The organism is Corallococcus sp. AS-1-6, from assembly GCF_020037015.1.
In the GTDB taxonomy this organism is placed as follows: domain Bacteria; phylum Myxococcota; class Myxococcia; order Myxococcales; family Myxococcaceae; genus Corallococcus.
This window is the reverse complement of sequence record NZ_JAIQDE010000002.1, coordinates 310,018-336,937: the sequence shown is the minus strand read 5'-3', so window position 1 is coordinate 336,937 and position 26,920 is coordinate 310,018. Positions and strand designations below refer to the sequence as shown.

Annotated in this window: 23 protein-coding genes; 9 read left to right on the top strand and 14 right to left on the bottom strand. The window is 71.6% G+C overall.

The window, feature by feature from the left end:
• Window position 1 precedes the first annotated feature (1 nt).
• The 7 genes from K8612_RS04190 to K8612_RS04160 all read right to left on the bottom strand — a co-directional run bounded on the left by K8612_RS04190 (window position 2) and on the right by K8612_RS04160 (window position 7,546).
• On the bottom strand, window positions 2-1,594 hold the full coding sequence (locus tag K8612_RS04190) for a class I adenylate-forming enzyme family protein (protein ID WP_223761336.1): 1,593 nt from the start codon (window positions 1,592-1,594) through the stop codon (window positions 2-4).
• Window positions 1,591-3,561, bottom strand: coding sequence for an asparagine synthase (glutamine-hydrolyzing) (asnB, locus tag K8612_RS04185; RefSeq protein WP_223761335.1), 1,971 nt, complete (start codon window positions 3,559-3,561; stop codon window positions 1,591-1,593). The genes K8612_RS04190 and asnB overlap by 4 nt, the downstream gene beginning before the upstream one ends.
• Before the next feature lie 7 nt (window positions 3,562-3,568).
• The gene (locus K8612_RS04180) at window positions 3,569-3,817 is read right to left on the bottom strand and encodes an acyl carrier protein (protein WP_223742347.1); all 249 of its coding nucleotides are present in this window, start codon (window positions 3,815-3,817) and stop codon (window positions 3,569-3,571) included.
• A gap of 110 nt (window positions 3,818-3,927) precedes the next feature.
• Window positions 3,928-4,524, bottom strand: coding sequence for an acyltransferase (locus tag K8612_RS04175; RefSeq protein WP_223761334.1), 597 nt, complete (start codon window positions 4,522-4,524; stop codon window positions 3,928-3,930).
• Window positions 4,521-5,063, bottom strand: a complete 543-nt coding sequence (locus K8612_RS04170; protein ID WP_223742349.1) for a DapH/DapD/GlmU-related protein — start codon at window positions 5,061-5,063, stop codon at window positions 4,521-4,523. Before K8612_RS04170 ends, K8612_RS04175 begins: the two co-directional genes overlap by 4 nt.
• A gap of 3 nt (window positions 5,064-5,066) precedes the next feature.
• Window positions 5,067-5,921: a hypothetical protein gene (locus tag K8612_RS04165; protein ID WP_223761333.1), complete on the bottom strand. Its 855-nt coding sequence runs from the start codon at window positions 5,919-5,921 to the stop codon at window positions 5,067-5,069.
• 134 nt (window positions 5,922-6,055) lie between these two features.
• Entirely contained in the window at window positions 6,056-7,546 is a 1,491-nt protein-coding gene (locus K8612_RS04160; RefSeq protein WP_223761332.1) for a mechanosensitive ion channel family protein, read from the bottom strand.
• An 83-nt stretch (window positions 7,547-7,629) separates the two neighbouring features.
• On the opposite strand from K8612_RS04160, the gene holB reads away from it, so the two are divergent.
• From holB to K8612_RS04135, 5 genes are all read left to right on the top strand, one after another.
• Window positions 7,630-8,664 carry a DNA polymerase III subunit delta' gene (holB, locus tag K8612_RS04155; RefSeq protein ID WP_223742352.1) on the top strand — a complete coding sequence of 345 codons (1,035 nt, stop codon included), beginning with the start codon at window positions 7,630-7,632 and terminating at the stop codon, window positions 8,662-8,664.
• 8 nt (window positions 8,665-8,672) lie between these two features.
• Window positions 8,673-9,977 (top strand): DNA polymerase III subunit delta, encoded by a 1,305-nt coding sequence (holA, locus tag K8612_RS04150; RefSeq protein ID WP_255671380.1) that lies wholly within the window; start codon window positions 8,673-8,675, stop codon window positions 9,975-9,977.
• Between the two features lie 25 nt (window positions 9,978-10,002).
• The gene (locus tag K8612_RS04145) at window positions 10,003-10,452 is read left to right on the top strand and encodes a hypothetical protein (RefSeq protein WP_014398053.1); all 450 of its coding nucleotides are present in this window, start codon (window positions 10,003-10,005) and stop codon (window positions 10,450-10,452) included.
• 336 nt (window positions 10,453-10,788) lie between these two features.
• On the top strand, window positions 10,789-12,678 hold the full coding sequence (locus K8612_RS04140; protein WP_223761330.1) for a M4 family metallopeptidase: 1,890 nt from the start codon (window positions 10,789-10,791) through the stop codon (window positions 12,676-12,678).
• A gap of 145 nt (window positions 12,679-12,823) precedes the next feature.
• A complete protein-coding gene (locus K8612_RS04135) occupies window positions 12,824-13,711 on the top strand; it encodes a patatin-like phospholipase family protein (RefSeq protein ID WP_223761329.1) in 888 nt (295 codons plus the stop codon).
• 11 nt (window positions 13,712-13,722) lie between these two features.
• Here K8612_RS04135 and K8612_RS04130 read toward each other — a convergent pair whose 3' ends face one another.
• On the bottom strand, window positions 13,723-14,517 hold the full coding sequence (locus tag K8612_RS04130; RefSeq protein ID WP_223761328.1) for an NRDE family protein: 795 nt from the start codon (window positions 14,515-14,517) through the stop codon (window positions 13,723-13,725).
• 109 nt (window positions 14,518-14,626) lie between these two features.
• Here K8612_RS04130 and metG point away from each other — a divergent pair, with 109 nt between their 5' ends.
• From metG to K8612_RS04115, 3 genes are all read left to right on the top strand, one after another.
• A complete protein-coding gene (gene metG / locus K8612_RS04125; protein ID WP_223761327.1) occupies window positions 14,627-16,753 on the top strand; it encodes a methionine--tRNA ligase in 2,127 nt (708 codons plus the stop codon).
• A 171-nt stretch (window positions 16,754-16,924) separates the two neighbouring features.
• Window positions 16,925-17,899 carry a HEAT repeat domain-containing protein gene (locus K8612_RS04120; RefSeq protein ID WP_223742358.1) on the top strand — a complete coding sequence of 325 codons (975 nt, stop codon included), beginning with the start codon at window positions 16,925-16,927 and terminating at the stop codon, window positions 17,897-17,899.
• A complete protein-coding gene (locus tag K8612_RS04115; protein ID WP_223742359.1) occupies window positions 17,896-18,672 on the top strand; it encodes a TatD family hydrolase in 777 nt (258 codons plus the stop codon). The genes K8612_RS04120 and K8612_RS04115 overlap by 4 nt, the downstream gene beginning before the upstream one ends.
• On the opposite strand, the gene K8612_RS04110 is transcribed toward K8612_RS04115, so the two are convergent.
• The 5 genes from K8612_RS04110 to K8612_RS04090 form a co-directional block, all read right to left on the bottom strand.
• On the bottom strand, window positions 18,659-20,629 hold the full coding sequence (locus K8612_RS04110; protein WP_223742360.1) for an HD domain-containing phosphohydrolase: 1,971 nt from the start codon (window positions 20,627-20,629) through the stop codon (window positions 18,659-18,661). The genes K8612_RS04115 and K8612_RS04110 overlap by 14 nt on opposite strands.
• Window positions 20,630-20,634: 5 nt before the next feature.
• Window positions 20,635-22,134: an HD domain-containing protein gene (locus K8612_RS04105; RefSeq protein WP_223761326.1), complete on the bottom strand. Its 1,500-nt coding sequence runs from the start codon at window positions 22,132-22,134 to the stop codon at window positions 20,635-20,637.
• 60 nt (window positions 22,135-22,194) lie between these two features.
• Entirely contained in the window at window positions 22,195-23,334 is a 1,140-nt protein-coding gene (locus tag K8612_RS04100; RefSeq protein ID WP_223761470.1) for a methyltransferase domain-containing protein, read from the bottom strand.
• Window positions 23,335-23,461: 127 nt separating this feature from the next.
• Window positions 23,462-23,836 carry a hypothetical protein gene (locus tag K8612_RS04095; protein ID WP_223761325.1) on the bottom strand — a complete coding sequence of 125 codons (375 nt, stop codon included), beginning with the start codon at window positions 23,834-23,836 and terminating at the stop codon, window positions 23,462-23,464.
• Window positions 23,837-23,884: 48 nt separating this feature from the next.
• Window positions 23,885-25,480 (bottom strand): NAD(P)/FAD-dependent oxidoreductase, encoded by a 1,596-nt coding sequence (locus tag K8612_RS04090; protein WP_223761324.1) that lies wholly within the window; start codon window positions 25,478-25,480, stop codon window positions 23,885-23,887.
• Window positions 25,481-25,813: 333 nt separating this feature from the next.
• Here K8612_RS04090 and K8612_RS04085 point away from each other — a divergent pair, with 333 nt between their 5' ends.
• Window positions 25,814-26,023, top strand: a complete 210-nt coding sequence (locus tag K8612_RS04085) for a hypothetical protein (protein WP_223742364.1) — start codon at window positions 25,814-25,816, stop codon at window positions 26,021-26,023.
• A gap of 196 nt (window positions 26,024-26,219) precedes the next feature.
• Here the strand turns inward: K8612_RS04085 and K8612_RS04080 are convergent, their stop codons facing one another.
• Complete coding sequence (locus tag K8612_RS04080; protein WP_223742365.1) at window positions 26,220-26,864, bottom strand: diacylglycerol kinase family protein; 645 nt, start codon at window positions 26,862-26,864, stop codon at window positions 26,220-26,222.
• Window positions 26,865-26,920 lie beyond the last annotated feature (56 nt).

The window sequence follows — 26,920 nt, the reverse complement described above, 5'->3', positions numbered from 1 at the left end:
GTCACGGCGACCTCGGTTCAGGAGAAGAGAGTGAAGACAGCACGCGCGTGCGCAGGTCGGCCTTGAGCACCTTGCCGGTGGGCCCGCGGGGGAGCGCGTCGATGAACAGCACGTGGCGTGGCACCTTGTGGGCCGGGAGCGCCTCGCGGCAGAAGCGGCGCAGGTCGTCCTCTTGTGGGCTGGCGCCGGGCTGGAGCACCACGGCGGCGCACGCGGCCTCGCCGCCCAGGTCGTCCGGCACGCCCACCACGGCGACCTCCAGCACGGCCGGGTGGCGCGCGAGGACGTGCTCCATCTCCGCGGGACTCACCCGGTGGCCGCCGACCTTGAGGATCTCCTTCGCGCGGCCGACGAGGAAGAAGAAGCCGTCCGCGTCGCGCCACGCGAGGTCGCCGGTCCACAGCCAGCCGTCGTGGAGGATGGCGGCCGTGTCGTCAGGCGCGTTGAGATAGCCCGGCGTGACGTTGGCGCCCTTCGCCACGAGCTGGCCCACCTCGCCGTCGGGCAGGGGCGAGCCGTCGTCCGCGACCACGGCCAGCGTGACGCCGGGGATGCCCTGGCCGATGGAGCCCGCCTTGTCGGTGGCGCGCGAGGGCGGCAGGTAGGAGAGCCGCGCGGTGGCCTCCGTCTGGCCGTACATGACGAACAGCTCCGCCGGGTGGAAGGCCTCGCGCGTCCAGCGCACGGTGTCCGGGGACATGCCGCCGCCGGCCTGGGTGAGGTAGCGCAGCTTCAGGTTCGCGAGCGAGTCCGGGGCGGCCTGACGGCGCAGCAGCTCGAAGGTGAGGGGCACGCCCGCGAAGCCGGTGCAGGACTCGGTGGCCATGGCCTCCAGCACCACCCGTGGGTACATGAAGCGCGGATCCAGGAACACGGAGCCGCCCGCGAGCAGGTGCGTCTGGAGCACGCTCTTCCCGTAGCAGTAGTGCAGGGGAAGGATGAGCATGGCGCGGTCGCGGGGCGTGAGGCCCAGGTACTCCACGATGGAGCGCGTGTTCGCCGCGATGTTGGCGAACGTCTGCACGACGCCGCGGGGCGTGCCCGTGCTGCCGGACGTGTAGACGATGGAAGCGGGCGCATCCGGAGGCAGCGAGGGCAGGGCGGCCAGCGGCTCCGGGCGCACGTCCGGATCCACCGCGCCGTCCTCCTGAAGCCACGTGCACGAAGCGGGCTTCAGCAGCCCGAGCATGCGCTCCGGAGGACGGGAGCCGTGCACGACGAAGAAGTGGGTGAGCTGCGAGCGTCCCGTCCAGCGCCGCGCGTCCTGCCCGAAGATGACCGCGAGGCGGGCACCCGTCTGCGTGAGGATGCTGGCCAGGGAGTCCGCGCCCGTCTCACGGTCCAGCTCCACTGCGCAGGCACCCAGGGCCTGCACCGCGAGGCTCGCGACGGCGGCAGCGCAGCCCAGGGGCAGGGCGATGAGGACCCGAGCCCCGGGCTCCACACCTGCGGCGCGCAACTGTCCCGCGAGCGCGAGCATCCGCGCTTCCAACTGGGCGTAGGTGAGCCGCGCCCACGGCGAGTCCACCGCCGGAGCTTCCGGCGTCGCGGCCGCGTGGCCACGAACCCATGAAGGGGCGGTATCCGCGCTCACGCGGCCTCCAACCGCACGGCATCCACGTCCGCCTGGGGCACGGGCTTCGGCTTCAGGAAGTGGTGGGCCAGCAGTTGCGTGGACGCCACGGCGAACAGGGCCATGGTGTCCGCTTCGCTCTCCGCCGAGTTCGGCGCCCGCAGCTTCGCGACCAGCCGCTCCACCTTGCGCGCGTCGAACACGCCCGTCGCCGACACCGCCTCCGGGGCCAGCAGCTCGCGCGCCCAGGCGGGCGCATCCGGGCCCACCAGCGCCCCCGCGATGGGCGCGCGGTACGGGAACTTGCTGCGCTCCAGGATGGACGCCGGCACCCGGCCCTTCGCGAAGCGCTTGAGCAGGTGCTTCTCGTCCAGCCCCCGCAGCCGCAGCCGCTCCGGCACCCGCGCGGCGAACTCCATCACGCCCGTGTCCAGGAACGGGAAGCGCCCCTCCACCGCGTTGCCCAGCAGCATGCGGTCGCCCTGCGCGGACAGGAGGTAGCCCGACAGCAACGTGCGCGCCTCCAGGTACTGGGCCCGCGCCAGGGGCCGCCACTTCGCCACCGCGTCCGGCACCGTCGCGAGCACCGACGCCACCGGATCCTCGTCCGCCACCTTCGCGGCGAACTCCGGCGCGAGGAAGCGGAGGATGCGCCCGCTGTTGCCCCACCGCACCAGGTGCGAGAACCCCAGCGCGTCCGGCGTCTCCAGCCCCGTGCCGAAGAACTCGCGCAGCAGCTCCACGCTCTGCTGGCTCACCGACAGCGTCGGGTACAAACGGCGCAGGAGCAGCGGCCGGTACTTCGAGCCCGGCTGGCGCGCCCAGAACTGGCGCACCTTCGTCTCCTTGAAGAGGTCGTAGCCGAGGAACATCTCGTCCGACCCTTCACCCGTCAGCACCACCTTGATGCCCTGGTCGCGCACCCACCCGGACAGCCGCAGGAACGGCGCGGGCGCGGAGCGCATCATCGCCTGCTCCGCGTGGAAGATGACGCCCGGCACCAGCGCGCCAATGTCCCCGTCGCGCATCTCCACCACGCGGTGCTCGGTGTGCAGTTGCTCCGCCACCGTCGCCTGGTGCGTGCGCTCGTCGAACCGCGCGTGCGCGAAGCCCACGGAGAAGGTCCGCAGCGTCCCGCCCAACTGCTCCTGCGCCAGCGCGCACAGCAGGCTGGAGTCCAACCCGCCCGACAGATACGCCGCCACCGGCACGTCCGCGCGCAGCCGCAGGCGCACCGCCCGGTCCAGCACCGCGCCCAGCTCCTCCAGCAGCCGGGGCGCCTCCGCCGCGTCCGGCGTCACGCCGAAGTCCAGGTCCCAGTAGCGCTGGAGCGTCAGCGCCCCGTCGCGCCACTTCGCCACGTGCGCGGGCGGCAGCAGCGACACGCCCTCGAAGGACGTGCGCGGCGCCACCGGCGCCCAGAGCTGGAACGTCTGCTTGAGCCCCCGCGCGTCCAGCGCCGGCGTCACCAGGCCTCCGGCGAAGAGCGCCTTCGCCTCCGACGCGAACGCCAGGTGCCCTTGAGGGAGTTGCGCGTAGAACAGCGGGCAGATGCCCACGCGGTCGCGCGACATCCACAGCGTGCGGTCGCGCGGGTCCCACAGCGCGAAGGCCCACTGGCCCTCGAAGCGGCGCACGCAGTCGATGCCCCACGTGAGGAACGCCGCGAGGATGACCTCCGTGTCCGAGCGCGTGCGGAAGGCATACGCCCCCGACAACTGCTCGCGCAGCTCCACGTGGTTGAAGATCTCGCCGTTGAAGACGACGGTGAGGCCGGTGGCCTCGTCGCGCATGGGCTGGTGGCCGGAGGCCAGGTCGACGATGGACAGCCGCGCGTGCCCCAGCGCGGCGCCATCCAGGAGCAGGGCCCGCTGCGCGTCCGGCCCCCGGTGCTTGATGCTGGCGGTCATGCGGCGCAGGCGGTCGGCGTGCTGCGCCGTGCCCGAAGCGTCACCCGCCGGGAAGGTGAACCCCGCGATGCCGCACATGGGCGTCTCAGCTCGCCTTCGCCAGCGACTGCTTGCGGTCCACGAAGGCCACCACGCGCGACAGCGAGTCCAGGTTCTCCGGCACCAGCTCCTTGTCGTCCAGCTTGAGGTGGAACTCCGTCTCGATGAAGGCCACCAGCTCCATCATGCCCGTGGAGTCGATGAGGCCCTTGCGCAGGAACGAGTCGTCGTCCGCGAAGTCGTCCACGAAGAAGGTGTCGACGATGAAGGTGCGAAGCGTGTCACGCGTGCTCATGGGGTGGGTCCTGTCGTTGAGGCGAAGCGGTGGGGTGTGGAAGGGGATGCGGAAAAGAACGCGCCCGGCGCGTTTTGCTGAGCGCCGGGCGAAGCGCGTCAGGCCGCCCGTCAGGTGCCCGTGGCGTCGCGCGCCACCAGGTCCAGGCTCATGCTGCGCGCCGGGTTGCCCATGGCGAGCGAATCCGGAGGAACGTCCTGCGAAACGATGCTGCCGGCGGACACCACCGACCGCGCACCGATGCGCACGCCGGGGAGCAGGATGGCGCCGTGGGCCACCCAGACGTCGTCCTCGATGATGATGGGCGCGATGCGCTGGCCGTCCCGGTCACTCACGCGCACGTACGACGCGAACATGCACCGGTCGCCAATCTGCACCGACTCCCAGGCCTCCACGGACACGCCGTAGTTGAACTGGGTCTCCGAGCCCACCAGCAGCCGCGCGTGCTCGTAGCAGACCACCGACGTGGGCAGCATGCCGCCCAGGAACGTCAGCTTGTCGCCCAGCTCCGCGTGGCCGTCGTTGCGCGCGGCCACCGGGCCATACGCCGCCACGTCCCGGCCCATGCGGAAGCCGCGGAACAGCCAGCGCGCCCGCGCCACGGCCACCACGCGCTCGGCGCGCGGGAACACCTCCGTGCGCACCATCTGGAGGCCCGCGCGCGCCATCTGGAGCGTCTCGTCGCGGGAGGGGAGGGCGGGCTTCATCGCGTCACCTCGCGCCGCAGCACGCGGGCCGGAGAGCCGCCCACCGTCACGCCCGGGGGAATCCGGCGGGAGATGACCGTGCCGGAGGCCACGCTCGCGCCCTTCTGCAGGTGCGCGCCCGGCAGCAGGATGGAGCGGCTGCCCACCGTGACGCCCTCCTCCACCACCAGCGGCACCGACTGCGGCCGCTCGTGCCGGTTGCCCCGCACCGGGTGGTACATGTTGTCCATCAGCTTGCACCACATGCCCAGACGGCTGCGCGCGCCCAGCGTCACGCATGACTGCGCTTCGATGGAGCTGCCTCCCTCGATGGTCACGTCGTCTTCAATCACGATGCGTCCCCCCCGCTGCGCGTGCAGCTCGATGGGCGCCATCCGCGCGTCGAACACCACGCGGTCCCCCACCTGGATTTCACCCTCGCCATGAATCCAGACGCGCCCCCAGACGGTGGGGGTGGCGCCCACGGCTTCACAGCGGCGCAGCTTCAAGCGCGCCACGGTCGGCCCCAGGCCGAGCATCATCATCAACGGGACGCGCATGGCTCAGGGCCCGGCCTTCGCGGAGGCCGGGGACTCCGGCAGGGCCGCCAGGAACGTGACGAGCGCGGAGGCCACGCGCGCCTGCCCCTGCGCGTTGAGGTGCCCCCCGTCATCCGACCAGGCCGGCACCATCGCCGGATACGCGCGGCCGTTGACCTCGTACGTCTCACGGGTGCCGTCCGCCTGCGTCGACTCCAGCGCCGCCAGGTCGAACAGCGGCTCCTTGCCGCCGTAGGTCTGCCGCATCAGCGCGTTGAACGCCTCGCGCGACACGTTCTCCCCCACGCCGAACACGGGACGCCCCCGCAGCTCGTTGAACCACGCCTTCGCCCCGCGCTGCACCGTCGTCAGCGGCGCGGTGACGTGCACGAAGGTGACGCCCGGGTGGCGCGACTTCAGCCCCGCGAGCGTGGCGCGGTACTTCTCGAACAGCGACTTCGCGTCCGTGCTGGAGGTGAAGTCGATGTAGCAGAACTTCATCAGCGCCACGTCCACCTGCTTCGCGACGCCGCCGTCCAGGAGCTGCTCGAAGTGCGCGAGCTTCGTCTCCGGCCGCTCGTTCTGGCCCACGAACGCGTGCGCCAGCGTGCCCTGGGGAATCGTGGCGTTCGCGTCCTTCACCTCCACGATGGCCGGCGCCTTCGCGTCCGGCAGGCCGCGCACGCCGTCCAGGATGTTCCCGCCCACCGACTGGTGGCCGAAGAAGACCCGGCGGTGCGCCAGCCGCTCCAGGCCCGCGGCCGTCGTGTCTGGCTTCACCGGGGCCGAAGCCGCCGCGCTCTGGGGCAGGCCCATCCACAGCGCGCCGGGAAGGAGCAGCGCGCCCAATCGCGCGGGAAAGCCACGAATGTCTTGCATGTGTGAACCTTTAGACCTTTCAGGCTCCAAGCGTCAAAGGCCCTGGCGTCACGGCCGGATGCATGCCTCCCAGGCCGCCACGCTCTGCGTGAAAGCGGGTCGTGATTGCCCCGGACTCAGGTGAGGGAAAGCCGCTATTCGTGTGTGAGGCCGAAGAGCGCCCGCAGCCTTCCGAGGATGCGGCCCGCCTCGGGCGAGTGGTCCGGTCCGCCGCCCGAGGCCTGGGCCACGGCGCGCAGTTGGGTGCGGCGCTGGGCGAGGAGCGCGGAGAGCTGGCGGGCGAGGCCCGGATAGTCGGAGAACAGGCGCGCGAAGGTGGGCCGGTCCAGCTCCATCAGCACGGAGTCCTGGAGCGCCACCACCGTGGCGGCGCGGGGCTCGCCGGTGAGCAGGGACATCTCCCCGATGTACTGCCCCGGCCCCAGCCGCGTGATTTCGGACTGGAGCGTGCCGGCGCGCACGCTGACCTCGCCGGAGGCCACGACGTAGAAGGTCCCGCCCTCCTCGCCCTCCTGGATGATGCGCTCGTTGCGGCCGAAGCGGCGCACCACCACCTCGCAGCGCAGGCGCTCCAGCTCCTCCGGGCCCAGCGGCGCGAAGAGGTCCACCTGGCGCAGCAGGTCGCGCACGGTGTCGTCCGCCAGCTCGCGGCGGCGGTGCTTCGTCTCGCGGCGCAGCGTCACGGTGCGCTGCGCGTGGGGCAGCTCCAGGCCCTCGCGGCGCAGCCGGTACCACAGCCGCGTGTGCAGCTCCTCCCGCACGCCGTCCGACAGCGCGAAGTCGTTGAGGAACACGCGCACCATGTACTGCGCGTTGGAGTCCGTGAAGGCCACCGTGCGCGCGATGGGCGGCGGCTGCACCAGCACCTGGGGGATCTCCCGCGCCACGTCCAGGAGCGCCTGCTTCACCTGGTTGGGCGGCGCGTCCAGCGACACGCCCACCTGCATCTCGATGCCCACGGGCTCGCGGTGCTGGGTGAAGTTCTTCACGTGCTCCTTGCCCACCATGCTGTTGGGAAGGGTGATGACCTCGCGCCGGAAGTTGGCGATGCGGATGGAGCGCCACCCGATGTGCACCACCCGCCCGGTGTGCTCGCCGATGCGGATGAAGTCGCCCACCTCGAAGGGCCGGTCCAACTGCAGGGACAGGCCCGCGAAGAGGTTGCCCAGCGTCTCCTGGAGCGCCAGACCGATGACCACCGTCAGCACCGCGGTGGACGCGACCAGGCCCGCCAGGTCCAGGTTGAGCTGGCTCTGGAGGATGGGGACCGTGGCGAGCGCGTACAGCGTGAAGTCGATGACGTCGCGGAGGATCTTCGGCGTCGACACCGGCGAGCGCATCCTCGCCAGCTTCAGCGCGAACGCCACCGCGGCCCGGATGACGCCGTAGGCGAACGTGAGCATCCAGCCCACGTTCACGAACTTGCGCAGGCCCTCCGGCGTGGACGCCTCCGGCAGCAGGCGCGACACCAGCCGCAGCACCAGGAAGGCGAGCAGCATCCGCACCGCGCCGCGCAGGTCGTCGCGCAGGTCCGGGTCGCGGGTGGTCCGCTGGATGCCCAGAAGGAGCACCGTCAGGATGGAGCCCGCCAGCAGGGGGAGGTGGCCTTCGAGGAAGTTCAACACGCCGGACGAATCAGACCGGCGGCACGCGCACGGGTCAAGGTGGCGGTTGACGGGTGGGCCCCGAGCGGGGATACACGCCCCCCATGACGCTTGCCTCGGTGCAGGGACAGCCCCGCGCGATGGACGCGCTCCAATCCGCCCTGCGGTCCGGCTCGGTGCATCACGCCTACCTGTTCGCCGGGCCTGAAGGGGTGGGCAAGGAGCTGGCCGCGGTGGGGCTCGCCCAGGCCCTCACGTGCCCGGAGGCCCCGGAGGTGGGCTGCGGCAGGTGCGCGAGCTGCGTGCGCCTCGCCAAGGGGCTGCACCCGGACGTCACCTGGGTGATGCCGGACGACGAGCGCGTGTCGCGCGGGCTCGCGGGCCGCTCCGACTTCACCGGCACGCCCAGCCGCGAGCTGCGCGTGGAGCAGGTAAGGCAGCTCCAGGAGCGCCTGGCGCTGCGCGGCCTGGAGTCCAAGCGCAAGGTGGCCATCCTGGTCAGCGCGGAGCAGATGAACGTCCAGGCGCAGAACGCGTTCCTCAAGACGCTGGAGGAGCCGCCCGCGGAGACCACGCTCATCCTGGTGGCGAGCGCCATGGACCGCCTGCTGCCCACCATCCGCAGCCGGTGCAGCAAGGTGTACTTCGGTCCGCTGCCGGTGGACCTGGTCGCACGGCACGTGCAGCAGGAGCGCAAGCTGGACGCGGACACCGCCGCCCTGGCCGCGGTGATGTCCGGGGGCAGCCTGGGCCGCGCGCTCGCGCTGGACGTGGACGCGCTGAAGGAGCGCAAGGACGTCCTCACCGCCTTTGAGGGCCTGCGAGGCGATGACATCCCGGCCCTCCTGCGCTTCGCGGAGGCGCACGGCGGCTCGCGCGAGGACGCGGACACGGCGCTGGAGCTGCTCATCCTGTGGACGCGGGACGTGTCGCTCGCGAAGGCCGGGGCGCTGGAGGCGCTGGCGAACCGCGACCTGACGGCGCTGGCGCAAGAAGCGGCGAAGCGCACGTCGGAGGCCGCGCTGCACCGGCGGCATTCGCTGCTGGAGTCAGCGCGCACGGCCATCGGTTCGCGCAACGGCGCGCCCCGGTTGCAGTTGGAGCGGCTGCTCATCGAACTGTGCGTGGAGGGCCGGTGAGCGCGGACATGGACGAGGTGCTGGCGGAGGTGAAGGGCGGCAAGGTGTGGCCGCTGTACCTCCTGTGGGGCGAGGAGTTCCTGGTCAGGAAGGGCGCCGACGAGCTGGTGAAGACGCTGGTGCCGGACGCCGCCATGGGGCTGAACCTCGCGGTGCTGGACGCGGCCTCCCCGCGCGAGGTGGCGCAGGAGCTGGCCACGCTGCCGCTGTTCCCCGGGCGCAAGGTGGTGCTGGTGCGCGACCCGGAGTTCCTCGCGCCCAAGAAGGGCAAGGGCGACGCGCTGGCCAAGGCGCGCGACGCGTGGAAGGCGGGCAAGCGCAAGGAGGGCGCCCGGCGGCTGCTGGCGCTCGCGGGCCGCGCGGGCTGGGGCGTGGACCAGTTGGACCCCCGCGTGCCCGGCGCGCCCACGGTGGAGCAGTGGAAGGAAGAGCTCAACGTGGACCTGGCGGAGGCGGACCTCGCCTTCCTCCAGGAGGCGGCGGCCTTCTGCCGCGACGAGCGCATCAGCGCCCCGGAAGGGGACGCGTCCGCGCTCCTGGAGCTGCTCCAGAAGGGCGTGCCGCCGGGGCACGCGCTGGTGCTCGCGGCCACGGACGTGGACTCGCGCAGCCCGCTGCTCAAGTTCGCGCAGGACAAGGGCCGGCTCTTCGAGCGCAAGGTGGCCGCGCGCCACAAGGACCTGGACCTCAGTGAAATCTCCAGGGAGTTCCTCGCCCCCTTCAGGAAGAAGCTGGGGCCCGGCGCGCTGGAGGGCCTGAAGGAGCGCATCGGCGGCAACATCCGGCTGCTCCAGTCGGAGCTGGAGAAGCTGGCCGTCTACGCGGAGGGGCCCACCATCGAAGCGCAGCACGTGGCGCTGCTGGTGCACCACGCGCGCGAGGAGGAGTTCTTCGAGCTGACGGAGGCGCTGCAGAAGCGCGAGCTGCGCGACGCGCTCTCCTACGCCGAGGACGCGATGGGACAGGGCACGCACGCGCTGCAGCTCCTGGGCGCGGTGGCGTCCATCGTCCGCTCGCTGTTGGAGAACCACGCCTGGCTGGAGAAGTACGCGGGCGGCCAGCCACCGCGCACCGGCCGCGACGTGGAGGCGCGCATCCTCCCCAAGCTGGAGGCCGAGCTGAAGGCCTCCAAGCGCAAGACGCCCAACGCGTGGGCGCTCGCGTTCGGCATGCAGGCCGCTGCCCGCTACGAGCGCCGCGAGCTGCTCAACGCCCTGGTGGCGTGCGCGGACGCGGACCTGGCCCTGAAGTCCTCCGCCAGCGGGAAGCTCGTCATCGAGCGGCTGTTGTGGACGGTGTGCACCCGCGCCTGAAGGGGCCCGGGCTGAAGGAGCCGCCATGGCGGACAAGCGACGCTTCGACCTCTTCGCGGACCTGCTCGTCACGCGCTTCCCCCAGGCCCTGCGCGTCTATGACATCGCCGGCGGCATGGGGAAATTGAACGAGTCCCTCACCCAGCGCGGGCGCACCGTCACCACCTTCGACCTGCGCCACAAGCACCTGCCCGTGAAGTACGCGCAGCGGCTCTTCACGCTGGAGGAGCCCTGCGAGGCGGAGCTCGTCGTGGGCATGCACCCGGACGGCGCCACGCGGATCATCATCGAGTACGCCGCACGCCACGGGCTGGGCTTCGCCGTCGTCCCGTGCTGCTCCGACAACGGGATGCCCTACAAGCCGTGGATGCGGCACCTGGCCGACGTGGCCCGCGACGCCGGCTTCACCACGGTGGAAGAGGCCGCGCTCCCCATGGACGGACGCGCGCGGGTGCTGCTCGGCGTGTGGCGCTGACGCACACCGCGCGAATTCGCGGCGTTGCTTTGCGTAGCAAGAAAAAGCCGTCAGCCTGGGATTGTCCGAATAGAGGACGCACCCCGCGTGCGCTGTCATGGTTCAGGACAGCCGCCCGCTCGCCCCTGAATCCCGAGCAAGTCCGGGGGGTTGCGCCGGGGGTGTAACGAATGCTTCCACATTACAGAAGATTTACTGGGCGCGGATGTGCCAGCCGTTTTTCAGTGCCTTCCCGTACTCCGAAGCATTTCGCGGACTTAATGAGTTGGCCTGAAGAATGCTGAAGGGAGCGCTGCCCGGCGACCACCCCCTTTGCGCCGGGCAGGAGGCAGTACCTTGGTTCGCACCCGTTTCGTTTCAGCCCTGCTGGCGTTTCCCCTGATGGCTTGTGGTGTCGGGGACACGGACGCCAACACGCAGAATGAGCAGCAGAAGCCGGACGACGTCGCCGAAGTGCAGAACGCGCTGAGCGTCATCCCGGGCGCGCAGATTGTCGGCACCAACGCGGATGGGACGCCGCACACCATCCAGGGCCGCCTGGGCCAGGCGGACCGCCCGCTGACGGGCTTCGCGGCCGCGGACGTGCACACGGCCATCGCCGGGTCGCTGCCTTCCATCGCGTCGCTGTTCCGCCTGAACGCGAACGACCTGCAGGTCCGCCGCATCAGCGTGGACGACCAGGGCGTCTCGCACATCCGCTACGCGCAGACGATGAACGGTCTGCCGGTGGTGGGCGAGGAGCTGGTGGTGCACGTGGACCGCTCGGGCGCCATCTTCGGCGCGAACGGCTCCGCCCGCGCCGGTGGCACGGTGTCCGCGCGTCCGCTGGTCGCCGCGGAGGCGGCCCAGACGGCGGCGCTGCGCGACACGAAGGGCACGGGCCTGGCCGCGGAGGGCGCGCGCCTGGTGTACGTGAAGTCCGAGCAGGACGGCCGGCTGCGCCTGGCCTACGAGGTGAAGGTCACCGGTGAGACGGCCCAGATGCCGCTGCGCGACCGCGTCTACGTGGACGCGCTCAACGGCGCCACGCTGCTGCGCGTTCCGGAGATCCACACCGCGCTCAACCGCAAGCTCTACAGCGCGAACAACGGCACCACCACCCCGGGCACGCTCAAGCGCAGCGAGGGCCAGGCGGCCATCGGTGACTCCCATGTCGACATGAACTACGACATGCTGGGCTACACCTACGACTGCTACAAGACGAACTTCAACCGCGACTCGCTGAACAACGCGGGCCAGACGCTGATCAGCACGGTTCACTACAGCAAGAACTACGTGAACGCCTACTGGGACGGCACCCAGATGGTGTACGGCGACGGCGACGGCGTGAACTCCATCGAGCTGGGCAAGGACGCGGACGTCACCGTCCACGAGCTGACCCACGCGGTGACGGAGAACGAGTCCAACCTCACGTACTCCGGCCAGTCCGGCGGCCTCAACGAGGCCATGTCCGACACCTTCGGCGCCATCTGCGAGAGCTGGAAGTCCGGCACGTGGAGCACCGGGGCGGACATCTGGAAGGTGGGCGAGGACGTGTGGACCCCCGCCACGGCCGGTGACGCGCTCCGCTACATGGACGACCCGGCGAAGGACGGCGCGTCCATCGACTGGGCGCCGAACTACAGCGGCCAGGACGTGCACTACACCTCCGGCGTCCCGAACCTGGCGTTCGCGCTGCTCGCCAAGGGCGGCACGCACCCGCGCGGCCGCAGCTCCATCGTCGTGACGGGCATCGGCGTCCAGAAGGCGGCGCAGATCTGGTACTACGCCAACGCCAACCTCTACACGGCCAGCACCACCTACGAGCAGGCGAAGACGTGGACCATCCAGGCCGCCGCGGCCCTGGGCTACGACGCCGCCACGCAGGCTTCCGTGAAGGCGGCCTGGGAAGCGGTGGGCGTGGGCGTCCCCATCACCTGCACCGCGCTGACCAACGGCGTGGCGAAGACGGGCCTGTCCGGCGCCTCCGGCTCGCAGAACTACTACTGCATCGACCTGCCGGCCTCCAAGGCGTCCACGTACGTCATGAGCGGCGGCACGGGCGACGCGGACATGTACATCAAGTTCGGCTCCGCCCCGACGACGACCTCGTACGACTGCCGTCCGTACCTGTCCGGCAACAACGAGACGTGCAGCGCGGCGGCGAAGACCGCGTCGGGCAAGATGTACATCATGCTGCGCGGCTACTCGGCGTACAGCAGCGTGTCCCTCAAGGCCACGTACTAGTCCCTCGCGCGGGTCCGGCGTGAGTCCACGCCGGGCCTCGTGAAGGTCACCTTCCGCCTCCGGGGCTCCTGTCCCGGGGGCGGTCGTGTTTTGGGGGAGTGGCGCCACGGGGTAGGGTGGCCCGACTTCGCGAGCAGGAGGACGCATGCGGCGCTTGGGCCTGGTGTGGCTGACGGTGGTGGTGGCTTCGGGAGCCCTGTCGTGTCACCGGGACACGCGCGCCTCGCGCACCTGCGTGGTGCTGTCGGTGGGAGGCACCAAGGGGCTCGCGCACGTGGGCGCGCTGGATGCGCTGGTGGCCCGGGGCGTGCCCATCGACTGCGTGGTGGGCAACAGCATGGGCGCGGTGGTGGGCGGCCTCTACGCGTCCGCGCCCGGCGCCAACCTGCGCCAGCGCTACCACTCCTTCTTCACCGCCTATGAAGACGAGACGCGCAAGGCCGCCGCGAAGCGCGGCGCGGTGGGCGCGGCGGTGGGCCTGTTCGCGGTGCTGGTGTCGGGCGGTGCGCTGGGACCGGCGGTGGCGGCGGGCGCGCTGGGCGCGGCGGGGGGCGCGGCGACGGTGCCTCCCTTGAGCCATGAGCGCTTCACCCAGGTGCTGGATTCCTTCTACGCGGGCGCGCGCGTGGAGGAGCTCCCCGTGCCCTTCGCCACCTTCCACCAGGAGCCCTTCGCGGGCGGCATCCGGCTGGTGACCGTCACGCGCGGCCCGCTGGCGGAGGCCGTCGCCGCGAGCGCCGCCAACCCGCTCCTGTTCAAGGACGCGACGCTGGAGCGCATCGACCCGGGCGCGGACCGCGTGTCCGCGACGCCCGTCCATGACGCGTGTCAGTTGTTCCCGGGCGCGCGGCTCATCGCCATCAACGTCACCGGCGAGCCGGCCTTCTACCGCCCGGACCTGGGCTGCGACGTGCGGGAGGTCCGCGTGGACGTGGCCATGCCCCCGGTGGAGGCCTTCACCGGACGCGGGCCTGCCTTCGAAGCGACCTACGACGCGGGCCGCGACGCGGTGATGCGGGCGCGGCTGGACTGAGAACCAGCCGCTCAGGGCGCCGTGAGCAGCCCCGTCACGTCCCGCCACCCGCCCTGGCAGGGCGCGCTGTCCGTGGCCAGGTAGTGCCCCACGTGGCCGGGCCCCAGCGCGACGATGGCGGACGAGCGCGTCCCGTAGCCCTCCGTGTGGATGCACAGCGCCTGGAGCTGCTGGAGGAGGTCCGCGGGCAGGTCGTTCTCCGCGAGCGGCCCCGTCGCGGCTTCGCGGGGCGGCAGGGCATGGTCGGCCAGGGCCGCCTGGAGCCCCGTCACCAGCTCCGGCCACGGGCCCTTCGCCGCGCCCTCCGCCAGGGCATGCGCCCGCCGGACCTTGGGGAGGGCCAGGTTGTCCAGGCTGTCATTGGGGAGCACGTGCACGCCGTCCGGGACGTCCTCGTGCAGCAGGTGCTCGTGGCCCGGGCGCGCGTAGGCCACCCGCAGGGTGCTCGCGTCCCCGTAGAGCAGGTTGAAGGGCAGGAACTCCGGGGCGGGCAGGGTGCCGAGGTAGCGCTCGATGGTGTCCACCGACCCGGCCTGGAGGGCGCGCAGCACCACCTCGCCCCGGGAGCGGGGGGCCAGGCCCAGGCTCCGGGCGCCGCGCTGGTTCGTCAGGGCGACGATGACTCCCTCGTGGGTGACCCCCATCCACGTGCCGCCCCGCTCCACGTCCTGGCCGCCCACCACGCGGGGGGACTCGGAGAGGACCCTGGGCCCGTGGGCCGGACGCGCGTAGAGCTCATCCCGGTTGGCGGCGAGGACCAGCGGCCACTCGGGATGGGCGTTACGGAGGATGAGGACGGTGCACATGGCGTCCGCTCGATAACATCCCCCTTCGCGCCATGCAGCGTCCGGCCTGCATGTTGGCGATGACCTCGTTTCCCCGAGCGGCTATGGTCCGCCGCCCTCAGGAGAGTCCATGGCGGAGAGAATCCTCGTCACCAGCGCCCTTCCGTACGCGAACGGCGCCGTCCACCTCGGCCACGCCGTCGAGTACATCCAGACGGACATCTACGTCCGCTTCCTGCGCTCGTGCGGCCAGGACGTCGTCTATTTCTGCGCGGACGACACGCACGGCACGCCCATCGAAATCAACGCCGCGAAGCAGGGCATCCCGCCGGAGCAGTTCGTCGCGCGCTTCCACGACGAGCACCAGCGCGACTTCCGCGACTTCGACATCCGCTTCGACTACTTCCACTCCACCAACTCGCCGGAGAACCGCCACTACGCGGAGCTCATCTACGGGCGCTTGAAGGACGCGGGCGACATCGACCGCCGCGACATCGAGCAGACCTACTGCGAGAAGGACAAGCGCTTCCTGCCGGACCGCTTCATCCGGGGCACCTGTCCCAACTGCCGGTCCACGGATCAGTACGGCGACGCCTGCGAGAAGTGCGGCAAGACGTACAACCCCACGGACCTCATCGATCCGAAGTGCGCGCTGTGTGGCACTCCGCCGGTGCGCCGCAACTCCGTGCACCTGTTCTTCAAGCTGTCGCGGCACGCGGACTTCCTCCAGGAAGTGCTCAAGCGCCCCGGCTTCATCCACCCGGGCCTGGCCGCCCAGCTCCAGGGCTTCTTCGAGAAGGGCCTGGCGGACTGGGACATCAGCCGCGACGGGCCGTACTTCGGCTTCGCGATCCCGGGTGAGACGGACAAGTTCTTCTACGTCTGGCTGGACGCGCCCATCGGGTACATCGCCACGACGGAGAAGTGGGCCAAGGAGTCGGGCCGCGCTCCGGACGCGCTCGCGTACTGGGGCAAGGACGCGCCCACGCGCATCATCCACTTCATCGGCAAGGACATCGTCTACTTCCACGCGCTGTTCTGGCCCGCGGTGCTGAACGTCGCGGGGTTCCACATCCCCAACGAGATCAAGGTGCACGGGCACCTGACCGTGAACGGGGAGAAGATGAGCAAGAGCCGCGGCACCATGGTGGCCGCGCGCGACTACCTGGACCTGCTGGACCCCAGCTACCTGCGCTACTTCTACGCGGCCAACCTGGGCGCGGGCGTGGAGGACCTGGACCTCAACCTGAAGGACTTCCGCCTGCGGGTGAACGGCGAGCTCGTCAACAACGTGGGCAACCTGGCCAACCGCGCGCTGTCGCTCCTGGCCGGGCCGCTGGAGAAGAAGCTCGCGCCGGGCCGCGCGGAAGGGGCGGGGCGCAAGCTGGTGGAGGACGCGCTGGCGCGCGTGCCGGAGGTGCGCGAGGCGTTCGAGAAGCTGGAGTACCGCAACGCCATCCGGATCATCACGGAGATCGCCTCCACGGCGAACGCGTTCCTGCAGACGGCGGCGCCGTGGGCGCTGGTGAAGAAGGACGCGGAGGCCGCGCGCGCGGACCTGTCGGACGCGGCGGACGTGGCGTACCTGCTGGGCGCGCTCCTGGCGCCGGTGACGCCGCGCGTGTCGGAGAAGCTGTTCGCGCAGTTGGGGGCGGAGCCGCTGACGTTCCAGGCGCTCGCCACCGCGAAGTACCCGCTGCTCGACCGCACCCGTCCGCTGGGCACGCCGGAGCCGCTGCTGCCCCGGCTGGAGGAGGAGCGCGTCAACGCCATCATCAAGGTCCCCGCGGGGACGCCGGCCGCCGAGCCCGCGAAGGCAGGCGGCAAGGACAAGAAGACGGAGAAGAAGCCCGTGGAAGTGAAGACTCCCGAAGCGGCGCCCACCCCGCAGGCGTCCCCTGGCGCGGGGCCGGCGGAAGGCGCGCCCGCGGCCGACATCGAGTACGCGGACTTCGCCAAGGTGGTGCTGAAGGCGGGGCGCATCGTGGCCGCGGAGAAGGTGATGGGCGCGGACAAGCTGCTCAAGCTGGACGTGGACCTGGGCGAGGGCACGCCGCGCACCATCGTGTCCGGCATCGCGGAGGCGTACGCGCCGGAGGCGGTGGCGGGCCGGCGCGTGGTGGTGGTGGCGAACCTGAAGCCGCGCAAGCTCAAGGGCATCGAGTCGCGCGGCATGCTGCTGACGGCGGGCTCGGGCGGCAAGGACCTGTCCCTGCTGGATCCGGGCGACGTGCCGCCCGGCGCCGACGTGAAGTAGCGCGGGCGGTCGCTTCCGGTGCGGGTCGGAGCAGGGGAGGGCGTCGTCCAGAAGGCCCTCCCGCCCTGAATCCACGCGCCGCGGAGGTGGTTTCAGCTTCGGGTGGAGCGGCAGGAACTCCAAGGACGTACCGGGCATGGGAAGGCCCGGGCGCCAGAGAGGTGACGAGACGTGGCGGACTGGCGTGCCGAGCGGGACCGCGCCCTGTTGACCCTGGAGCGCGAGAAGCGGCCGGCGAGCCGGGCCGAGGCGGCGGACCTGTTGTTCCAACTGGCGTCGGAGGAGCCCGCGCACGCGGCGGAGTTCACGGACGTGCTCGTGCGGCTGCTCGCGGACGCGCAGCCGGAGGTGCGCCGCTCGGGCGTGAGCCTGGCGTCCGTCATCCTGCCGCCGGAGCAGCTCCCGGACATGCTCCTGCCGCGCTTGCGCGACGAGGACACCCGCGTGCGGCTGGAGGCCACCGGACGGCTCGCGGACCTGGCGCTGCCGCACGCGCGCGGCGCCCTGGCCGGCATGCTGGAGGACCCCACGCCCGAGGTCCGCTTCGAGGCCGCGCGAGGCATCGCCGCCCTCAAGCACCCCGCCGGCCTGGACGTACTCGTGGCCGCGCTGGACGTGGACACGCTGCGCTTCCGGGCGCTGGGCGCGCTGGCGGAGCTGGAGGACCCGCGGGCGCTGCCGGCGGTGAAGCGCCTCTTCGGCAAGTGGCTGCTGCCCGCGTTCGACAAGACGCAGGCCGCGGGCGTGCTGCTGAAGCTGGGCGACCCGGAGGGCGCGGACTGGCTGATGCAGCGCACGCGCAAGAAGTGGAGCGCGGACCGGGCGCTCGCGGTGGAGCTGTGCGGGGAGCTGAAGGTCCCGGGCGCGCTGGAGCGGTTGAAGGACATCCTCGCGGACGCGAAGGACCCGTGCCGTGGCGCCGCCGCGCGCGGGCTGGGCCGGCTGGGGGATGCGCGGGCGCTGCCCTGGCTGCTCGCGGTGCTGGAGGACCGGAGCGCGCCGGAGGATGACCGGCTGGACGCGGCGGACGGCGTGTGGCGCCTGGGCGTGGCGGAGGGCGTGGAGCGCCTGCGCGCCGCCGTGCCCACCTTCGCCTCGGAAGAGGCGCGGACGGAGCTGGAAGAGCTGTTTCAGGAGAAGCCATGAGACTGGTTGATGCGCACTGCCACCTGGAGCCGAAGGACTACGCGGACGTGGCGCCGGTGCTGGAGCGCGCCCGCGCCGCGGGGCTGGTGCACGCGGTGCTGGTGGGGCAGTTCCACGGCCCCGGTGACTGGGGCCACGCGCTGGAGGTCGCCGCCCGGCACCCGGACTTCCTGTCGCCCACGCTGGGCATCCACCCGCACGAGGCCGCCCGCGCCACCGAAGCGGACTTCGAGATGCTGGAGCGCACCTGCGCCCGCCCGGAGCTGCGCGCCGTGGGCGAGGCCGGGCTGGACTACTACTACGACCACTCGCCGCGCGAGGTTCAAGCCACCGTCTTCCGGCGCCAGTGCGCGCTCGCGAAGCGCCTGGCCAAGCCGCTGGTGGTGCACGTGCGCGACGCGCATGACGACTGCGACGCGGCCCTGGCGGCCGAGGACGTCACGAGCGGCGTCATCCACTGCTTCACCGGCGACACGGCCGCGGCCCGCAAGTACCTGGACCGGGGCTTCTTCCTGTCGCTGTCCGGCGTCGTCACCTACAAGAAGACGGAGGCCCTCCAGGACGCCGTGCGCTTCGCGCCGCTGGAGCGCCTGATGGTGGAGACGGACAGCCCCTACCTCGCGCCGGTGCCCCACCGCGGCCGCAAGAACGAGCCCGCGCACGTGCTGGAGACGGCGAAGAAGGTCGCGGAGCTGAAGGGCGTGTCGCTGGAGGAGGTGGCCCGCGTCACCACGGCGAACGCGGCCCGCCTCTTCAACCTCACGCTGGGGTGAGCGCGTTGGCCAGGGCCTCCAGGTCCTGGTCCAACTGCGGCATGTCCAGGAGCAGCGCGTCCGGGTCGTAGACGAAGTCCGCCTGCTTCAGCTTCAGCAGGGCCTGCAGCGCGGGTTCCCCCGCGTGGCCGCCGAACGCCGCGTGCACCACGCGGCCGCGCTCCAGGTGCAGCGAGCCCTCCAGCGTGTGGCTGCGCAACTGGAGCTTCCCGCTCTTCTTGCCGCCGCCCAGCGTGCGGAGCAGCTCCTTCGGGGGCAGTTCGTCGAAGCTGCCGCGCACCACCCGGCCCGGGCCGTTGTGCTGCACGCGGTCCTGGAAGAGGGTCAGCACCGTGCGCGCCACCTCCGCCTTGTCGCTGGGGGAGAGCACCGCCGTCGCGCCCGCCATGAGCAGCCGCTCGCGCGCCTGCGCATCCGGTTCGCCCACCACGGCGATGGGCAGGCCCGCGCTCTCCGGCGTGGAGCGCACGGCCTCCAGCAGGTCCATCACCTCCTGCTGGCCCAGGCGCAGGCTCACCACCAGCACGTCGCAGTCCTGCCGCGACAGGCCGTCCAGCGCGCCGTCCAGCGTGGACAGCGCGTGCGCCACCAGCTCCTGCTTGAGCACCGCCTCCAGCAGCTCGCCGCGCGTGGCCTCGTCCGGCTCCGCGATGAGCACCTGGCGGCCCTCGCTGGCCAGCCGGTGCACCAGCAGCGCGCCGCTCTGCAACTGCCCGACGATGTCCGCGACCACCGGATCGTAGAGCACGCCCGCGTGCTTCTTCAGGTGCTCCAGCGCCTGCTGCTTGGTGAAGACGCGGCCGTGCGCGTTGCCCGGGTTCTTGGTCAGCTCCAGGAAGCTGTCCACCGCCGCCAGGATGCGCGCGCCCAGGGTGATGTCCTCGCCCTTGGCGCCCTGGGGCGTGCCGGAGCCGTCCCAGGCCTCGTACAACTGCGCCAGGATGGTGTTCACCTGCGCGGGCAGGTGCACCGTCTCGAAGAGCTTCGTGGGCGCGCGGCAGCACGCCTTCGCCTGGGCCTTCCACTCCGGGTTGGCCGCGTTGCTCGCCAGCGAGAAGTGCCGCTCCGCGGGCTTGCCCAGGTCGTGCAGGTACGCCGCGATGGACAGCGCCGCCAGCTCCTTGTGCGGCATGCCCATGCGCTGGCCGACGATGCCCGCCTGCCGCGCGAGCTGCGCGGAGTGGCCCCGGTGCCGGGGCCGGTCCTGCTCCAGCAGGCCCACCATCAGGCTCAGCGTCTCCACGTAGTCCGTGTCGCTGATGAGCCCGCGCGGGCCGCCCGGCTCGCGACGCTGCGTGGAGACGCGCGCCACGTTGGTGCCGCTGCCTCCGCGCTGCAGCCGCATCCGCGCGTCCGTCTCCAGCCGCATGCTCAGGCTGGTGGCGCTGCTGCGTCCGGCGGAGCTCCCGCCGCGCCCGGGCTCCGCGCCCACGTGCGTGTTGGAGGGCGTGTCCGGACGGCGGGGGCCGTTGTTCGCGGAGGGGCCCTCCAGCAGCGTGGAGAACGCCGTGGGGTCGCCGTAGTAGTGCTTGCGGATGGCCGCGGAGATGGCGCTGCGCAGGCCGATGTACGCGTAGACCTCCGACATGCCGGTGACGAGGGCGATCTCGTCCAGCAGCGACTTGTTCTGCGGCTCGGCGGCCACCACCGAGAGCAGCTTGCGCTCCGGATCCACGGCCAGCGGGAGCACGTTCTGCGCCTCCGCCAGCCGCACCGGCAGCTTGTCCAACACCTTCGTGTCGATGCGGACCTTGGCCAGCTTGTCCGCGGTGACGAAGCGGGTCTGGAACTCGTTGGCCAGGAGCCGCAGCAGCGCGGCCTCCTGGAGCAGGCCCAGCTCCACCAGACAGTCCCCCAGCTTGTGGCCGGTGATCTTCTGGTGCTCCAGACCCTGCTCCACGGCCCCCGGCGTCACGAGGCCGGCCTCAATCAACCGCTCTCCCAGCCGCTTCGCCATGGACTTCAGCCCTCCGAGGAGCCACCACCCTCACCACCGGACTTCGGGGCCGGCGCCAGCGCGCTGAACGGCTTGAAGGTCAGCTCGCCGGGCAGGCTCTTGGGGTCGCGCGGCGGACGCTCCTCGCGGGGCGGACGGGCGGGGCGCTCCTCGCGGGGACCCCGGTCCTCGCGCGGCGGACGCTCGGCGCGAGGCTCGCGCGGAGGCCGAGGCGGACGCTCCGGACGGGCCTCCTGGGCCACGGGGGCCGCGGCGCCCTCGCCAGCCTGGGACGGCGGGCCCTTGTCGGCGCGCGCCTTGCGCTTCTCCTCGCGGTGCTTGCGCCGGCCACCCTCCACCGGAGCCCGGCCGCGGCCGGTGGGCACGAAGCCCTTCCAGAGCGAGCGCTCATACGCGCGCAGGTGGTCCGTCCAGCGCTCGTTCGGATCGCGCTGCATGGCCTCCACCCACGAGGAGATGCGCGCGTCGAGCGAGCTGAGCGTGTCGACGATCTGCGCCTCCAGCGTCACCGGCGCCTTCGCGCCGGGCGCGCCGGACGGCCCCGTCTGGGAGATCGCCAGGTGCGTCAGGTGCTGCTCCAGGAGCGGCGGGAAGCCGGGGATGCCCACGGTCTTCTCGCGGATCTTCTGCGCGGCCAGCACCGCGTGGCCCACCAGCCGGCCCTCGTCGGAGGTGTCGAAGCCCTTGTCGGACGCCCCGTCGCCGCCCTTCATCACGTCGTGCAGGAACGCGCCGGCCAGCAGCAGGTCGCGGTCTGCCATGGGGTAGTGGTCCGACACGCGCAGCGTCAGGCGCATCACCGACAGGACGTGCTCGGCCAGCCCGCCGCGCCACGCGTGATGCACGCCCTTGGCCGCAGGAGCCACCGGCAGCGCCGCGGACACCTGCGCGTCGTCCAGGAACGCCAGCAGCAACTGCTTCACGTAGGGGTCGTTGACGCGCTCGGTGATGAGCTCGCGGATCTGCCCCACCGCGCGCGGGCCACCGCCGCCCTCGTGGCGCTCGGGCTTGCCCTCGGCCTGCTTCGCTTCGCCGGACTTCGCTTCGCCAGACTTCGCTTCGCTGGCCTTGGCCTCGGACTTCGCTTCGCTGGTCTTGGCCTCGGACTTCGTCTCGGCGGGAGGGGCGGGGGGCGGCTCGAACTCCTTGGGGTCGAGCGGCTCCGGATCCAGCCGCTCCACGGCCTCCACGACGACCTGGGTGCGGCCGTGGAAGACGATGACGCTGCCCTGCACGAGGACGTAGTCACCGTTCTGGAACACGGGCTCGAGCGCGTCCACCTTGTCGAACACGCGCGCGTCCACCGTGCCGCTCTTGTCGGCCAGGGACAGCGACAGGAACACCTTGCCGCTGCGCGCGTTCACCTTCTCCTTCTTGGTGACGCGGAAGACGGTGTTGACCTGGTCCTTCTCGCGCAGGTCCGCCGCGTACACCTTGCGGACGGTCTCGACGGAAGCCTCCGGGGTGGAAGAGGTCGCGGCCTGGGACTCGTTTTCGGTAGTCATCGCGGCGCGGACACTAACACCGAGGAGGCCCGTCCAGGGCGAAACAACACGCCCCCCGCTTCAGCTCACCTCGAGCGCCACCGCCTCCAGGTACTCGGCCCCAGGGGAGCCGACCGGCGCGGGGTGGTCTGGCGGCAGTCCCATCCGTACCAGCCGGAATGCGATGCGCGCCTCCTGCTCGCAGGCCGTGGCCACGCACTCCGTGAACGAGCCCAGCGCCAGCGGTGGGTGATAACCGACCACGAGCAGCCGTCCGCCATGGCGGGTGCGCCGCAGGGCCAGCCGCACCTGTTCGATGAAGTCCTCCTCGGATGCCACCCCCAGCGTGTCGAGCAGCACCAGGTCGAAGGTGTCCTTGAGGGCCCGGAGCACGGCCAGCGGCTCGCCCTGTTCCACCGTCACCCGGCCGAGCAGCCCGTTGGCCTCCGCGTTCTCCCGCGCCAGGTCCGCCGCGTCCGCGTTGCCGTCGAACGCCAGTATCTGCTTCGCCCCGTGGCGCCCCGCGTGGACGAAGAGCCCGCCCACGTTGCAGGCCACGTCCAGGACGCGGTCCCCGTTGCCGGTGCGTCCCAGGAAGCGGCGCAGCTCGCGGTGGTCGTACGCGTACCCCGTGCCCCGGCCGTAGGTGAGGTCCACGGTGAAGCGCGCGCCCATCTCCAGCAGGCGGCACCAGCGCGGCGGCGTGCCGTACATCACGTGCGGGCGCTGCGCGGGCAGGCCCAGCGCCTTCCGGCGGAGCGTGTCGTTGCGCAGGAGCACGGAGGCCGCCCCCGTCACCTCTCCCAGCGTGCGGGTGATCTCCTCCTGCCGCGCGTCCATGGAGCGGGTGAGCGTCTGGACGACGAAGTGCTGATCATACCGGTCCACGATGAGGCCCGGCAGCCCGTCCCCGTCGTCGTTGACGATGCGGCAGAAGCGCGGGTCGTCCACCAGCCGGGCGCGGCGCTCGAAGGCGTGGCGCACGCGGCGGGGGATGAGCCCCTCCACGGACTCGTCCGGCAGGCCCAGGCGGCGCACGGCGTACGAGGCCTGGAGGTCCACGTCCGCGACGCCCAGGACCCGTCCGTCCTCGTCCTTGAGCTGCATGGGCGTGCCGGGCTCGGGCTCGCCCTCCATGGAGACGATGTCCTCGCGGCGCAGCCAGGGGGCGCCATGGCGAAGCTTGCGGGCGGCTTCTCGGGACAGGTAGGTGCTGAGCAAGGTGCGGTCCTCCTCCAGCGCGATGGCGGGCACCCCGCGGGGTGCCTTCCACCAAACATGGGCCGTGTGGGGCCTGCTGGCGGCGAGGGCCGTGCCGCTGCCCCGGAGGGCAGGGGAGGGAGCGTCGTCAGAGGACGGGCGGAGGCCGCTTGTAGGCCTTGAAGGTCACCCGGGTGAGCAAGCCGCTGACCACCAGGGCCAGCGCGATGCCCATCATCCGGATGTTCCAGTTCGTGCCGGTGAAGAGCAGCACCAGCGCGAGCAAGCCCGCCACCACCGCGCCCGCCACCGTGAGCGTCTGGGCGCGTCTGGCCGTATCCCGGGCATGGGGCTTCTTCGCCCGGGCCAGGACGGGCAGCGAGGACGCCTTGCGCCACTTCTCCGCGCCGTCCTCGCGCACCTCGTCGTCCGGGTCCACCAGGCCCTGCACGTAGGCGCGCTCGATGTCGCCCAGCGTGGGGAACATCAGCTCACCATCCGGAGTGCGCACGCGGTACGCCATGGGTTCTCCTCCCTCCCGGCCCACCCTGCCCGGAAGGGGGCGGGGACCTCAAGCCAGCTCCGTCGCAATCTGCTCAGCGGCGCGCAGTCCATCAATGGCGGAGGACACGATCCCGCCCGCGTAGCCGCAGCCCTCGCCCACGGGGTACAGGCCGCGCATGGACACGGACTGCAGGTCGTCACCCCGGGTGATGCGCACCGGCGAGGACGTCCGGCTCTCGATGCCGATGAGCTTCCCTTCGTCGCTGATGAAGCCCTTCATCTTCCGGTCGAACGTGCGCAGCGCCGCCTTGAGCGACTGCGTCAGCCGCTCCGGGAAGAGCTTGTTCAGGTCCGTGTGCGCCAGGCCCGGGCGGTAGCTGGTGTCACCCGGATCCTTCTTCACGCGGCCGGCCAGGTAGTCCGGAATCGTCTGCGCGGGCGCGAAGAAGCGGCCTCCGCCCAGCTTGTAGGCCTCGCCCTCCCAGTAGCGCTGGAACTCCAGGCCCGCGAGCGGCCCGTGGAAGCCCTCGCGCGCGAAGTCCGCGACGGACACGGACACGACGATGCCCGCGTTGGCGAACTTCGCGTTGCGCCGCGAGTTGCTCATGCCGTTGGTGCACTGCAGCCCCTCTTCCGTGGGCGTGGGCACCACGATGCCGCCGGGGCACATGCAGAACGAGTAGACGCCGCGCACCTCGCCGTCCACGTCCAGGTTCTCCGCCAGCTTGTAGTCCGCGGGCGGCAGCTTGGAGTGCTTCGCCGCGGCGCCGTACTGGATGCCGTTGATGAGCGACTGCGGGTGCTCCGCGCGGAAGCCCAGCGCGAAGGGCTTGGCCTCCACGCTCACCCGGCCGTCGGCGGCGAAGCGCTCGTACAGCTCGCGCGCGGAGTTGCCCGGCGCCAGGATGACGCGGTCGCTCTCCAGCGTGCGCCCGTCCGCCATCTTCACGCCCGCCACGCGGCCGTCGCGGTAGAGCAGGTCGTCCACGCGCTGCTCGAAGTGCACCTGGCAGCCGCCCGCGATGAGCTCGTCGCGCAGCTTCGCCACCGCGCCGGGCAGCAGGTCCGAGCCGATGTGCGGCTTGCCCTCGATGAGGATGTGATCCGGCGCGCCGTACTTCGCGAAGGCCTCAATCACCTTGCGCACCATGGGGTGGTTGATGCGCGTGGACAGCTTGCCGTCCGTGTACGCGCCCGCGCCGCCCTCGCCGAAGTTCATGTTGCTCTCGCGGTCGAGCGACCCGTCGCGCATGAGCTTCGCCACGTCCTTGCGGCGCGTCACCACCTCCTTGCCGCGCTCCAGCAGGATGCTGCGCACGCCGCGCTCCAGCAGGCCCAGCGCGCAGAACAACCCGGCGGGTCCGGTGCCGATGATGAGCGGCAGCTTCTCCGGCTCCTTCACGCGCGGCGGCAGCTCCGGCGGGGGCGGGGCCTCGCTCACGTCCGGCGGCAGCCGCGGCGCCTTGCGGCCCGGGGCCAGCTCCACCTCCAGCGTGTAGATGTAACGCGGGCTGCCCTTCTTGCGCGCATCCAGCACGGAGCGCACCACCCGCACGGAGGCGAGGTCGCTCCGGGTGACCCCCAGCTTCTCCGCGGCGCGCTGGCCGAGCAGCTCCTCCGGCTCGTCCAGCCACAGCCCGATGTTGTTCACCCGGTACGCCATTGTGTTCTGACTCCTCGGTGGGGGGCGCGTATGTGCTCCACCCCCCGGAGGGAATGCAAGCACTTGAAAACACGGGACGGCCCTTTGGGGCGACCTGGGGTGGGTGCGTACCCGGTGATGCACCCGGAACCGCGTTCCAGGCGGAGCGGACGTCCGGGTGCGTAACCCCCTTCGCACTCTCCACGTTCCGTGCCGTGCACTTCCAGGCTTCAACCCCCGAGGACTGCTGGGGAATCCGTTCGGAAGAGAACGGCTGGCACGGAGGTTGAAGACCGGATTCCCACGTAGACGCGGCGCCTGGAGACGTGGGCGCCGATTCCGGAGGCAATTCCCGTGAGCACCGACCAAAAGGGCACCCGCATCCTCGCGCGCACGTTCTTCAACCAACTGCGCGCAAGCGGTTACACGCCGCACCAGGTCATCGGCATCGCCACGGAGCTCCTGGAGCTGGTGACGACCGACCTGAAGGAAGGCGACAAGGCGGTCGCCGCCCAGTCGACGCAGGCCCCCGACGCCGGGGCGGGCTTTCAGCAGCGCGCGTAGTCGCTTAGAATCCAGCGCATCGACCCTCCGCGGGTGAGCGGGCTCCGGACTGGCTCCGGGCGCCCCACCCGCGAGGTGGCGGGAGCAGCCCCGCCGCACCGTCACCGGCGGGCCGTTCACCGGGCCCCGCGAGCGGACCGCCGGCTTCTCCCTCTGGAAACTCAAGGCAGAGGCTGTGTGACGCGCCGCGTTGTCTTCAGGCCCTGGGATGGCGCCTGCGCTCGCGGGCCGCCGCGGCGGCGATGACGAGCAGCGCGGCGGTGAGGGCGGTGAAGACGAGGCTCGCGGACGTGGGCGCCGTCAGCGCGAGCAGGCCCAGGGCCAGGAGGAACGCGAGCACGTCCACGGCGGCGGGCCTGGGCTGGGGCAGCACGAGCACCGTGGCGCAGCCGGCCAGCGGCAGCCCCAGCGCGACCTGCCGGAAGATGGCGTCGGTGCTGGTGCGCACGGTCTCCCAGTAGTTGATCAGGATGGCGGCGAAGATGACGACCGTGCCGCCCGCGAGCACGAGCACGCCCGCGGCCGCCGCGTCCTTGGTGAGCCGGGCCTTCTCGTCGAACTGCTGCACGGCCAGGTCCACCAACTGCTCCAGCGCGCTGTTCAGAATCTCCGCGAAGAAGATGAGCAGCACGCAGAAGATGAGCGTGACCTTCTCCGCGAGCCCCAGCGGGATGCCGCTGCCCACCAGCCCCACCAGGACACCGGAGATGAGGTGGATGCGCATGTTGCGCTGCCAGGCCACGGTGTGGATGAGCCCTGCCCACGCATGACCGAACGAGGCGAACAGCCCGTTGCTGCGGCGGGAGGGAAACTGGGGACGGGGAGGCGCAGGAACGGTCATCGGAAGGTGAAGGGGTGGGCAGGCTAGCACCCACGGGTCCGATTGAAGCGGGGGAG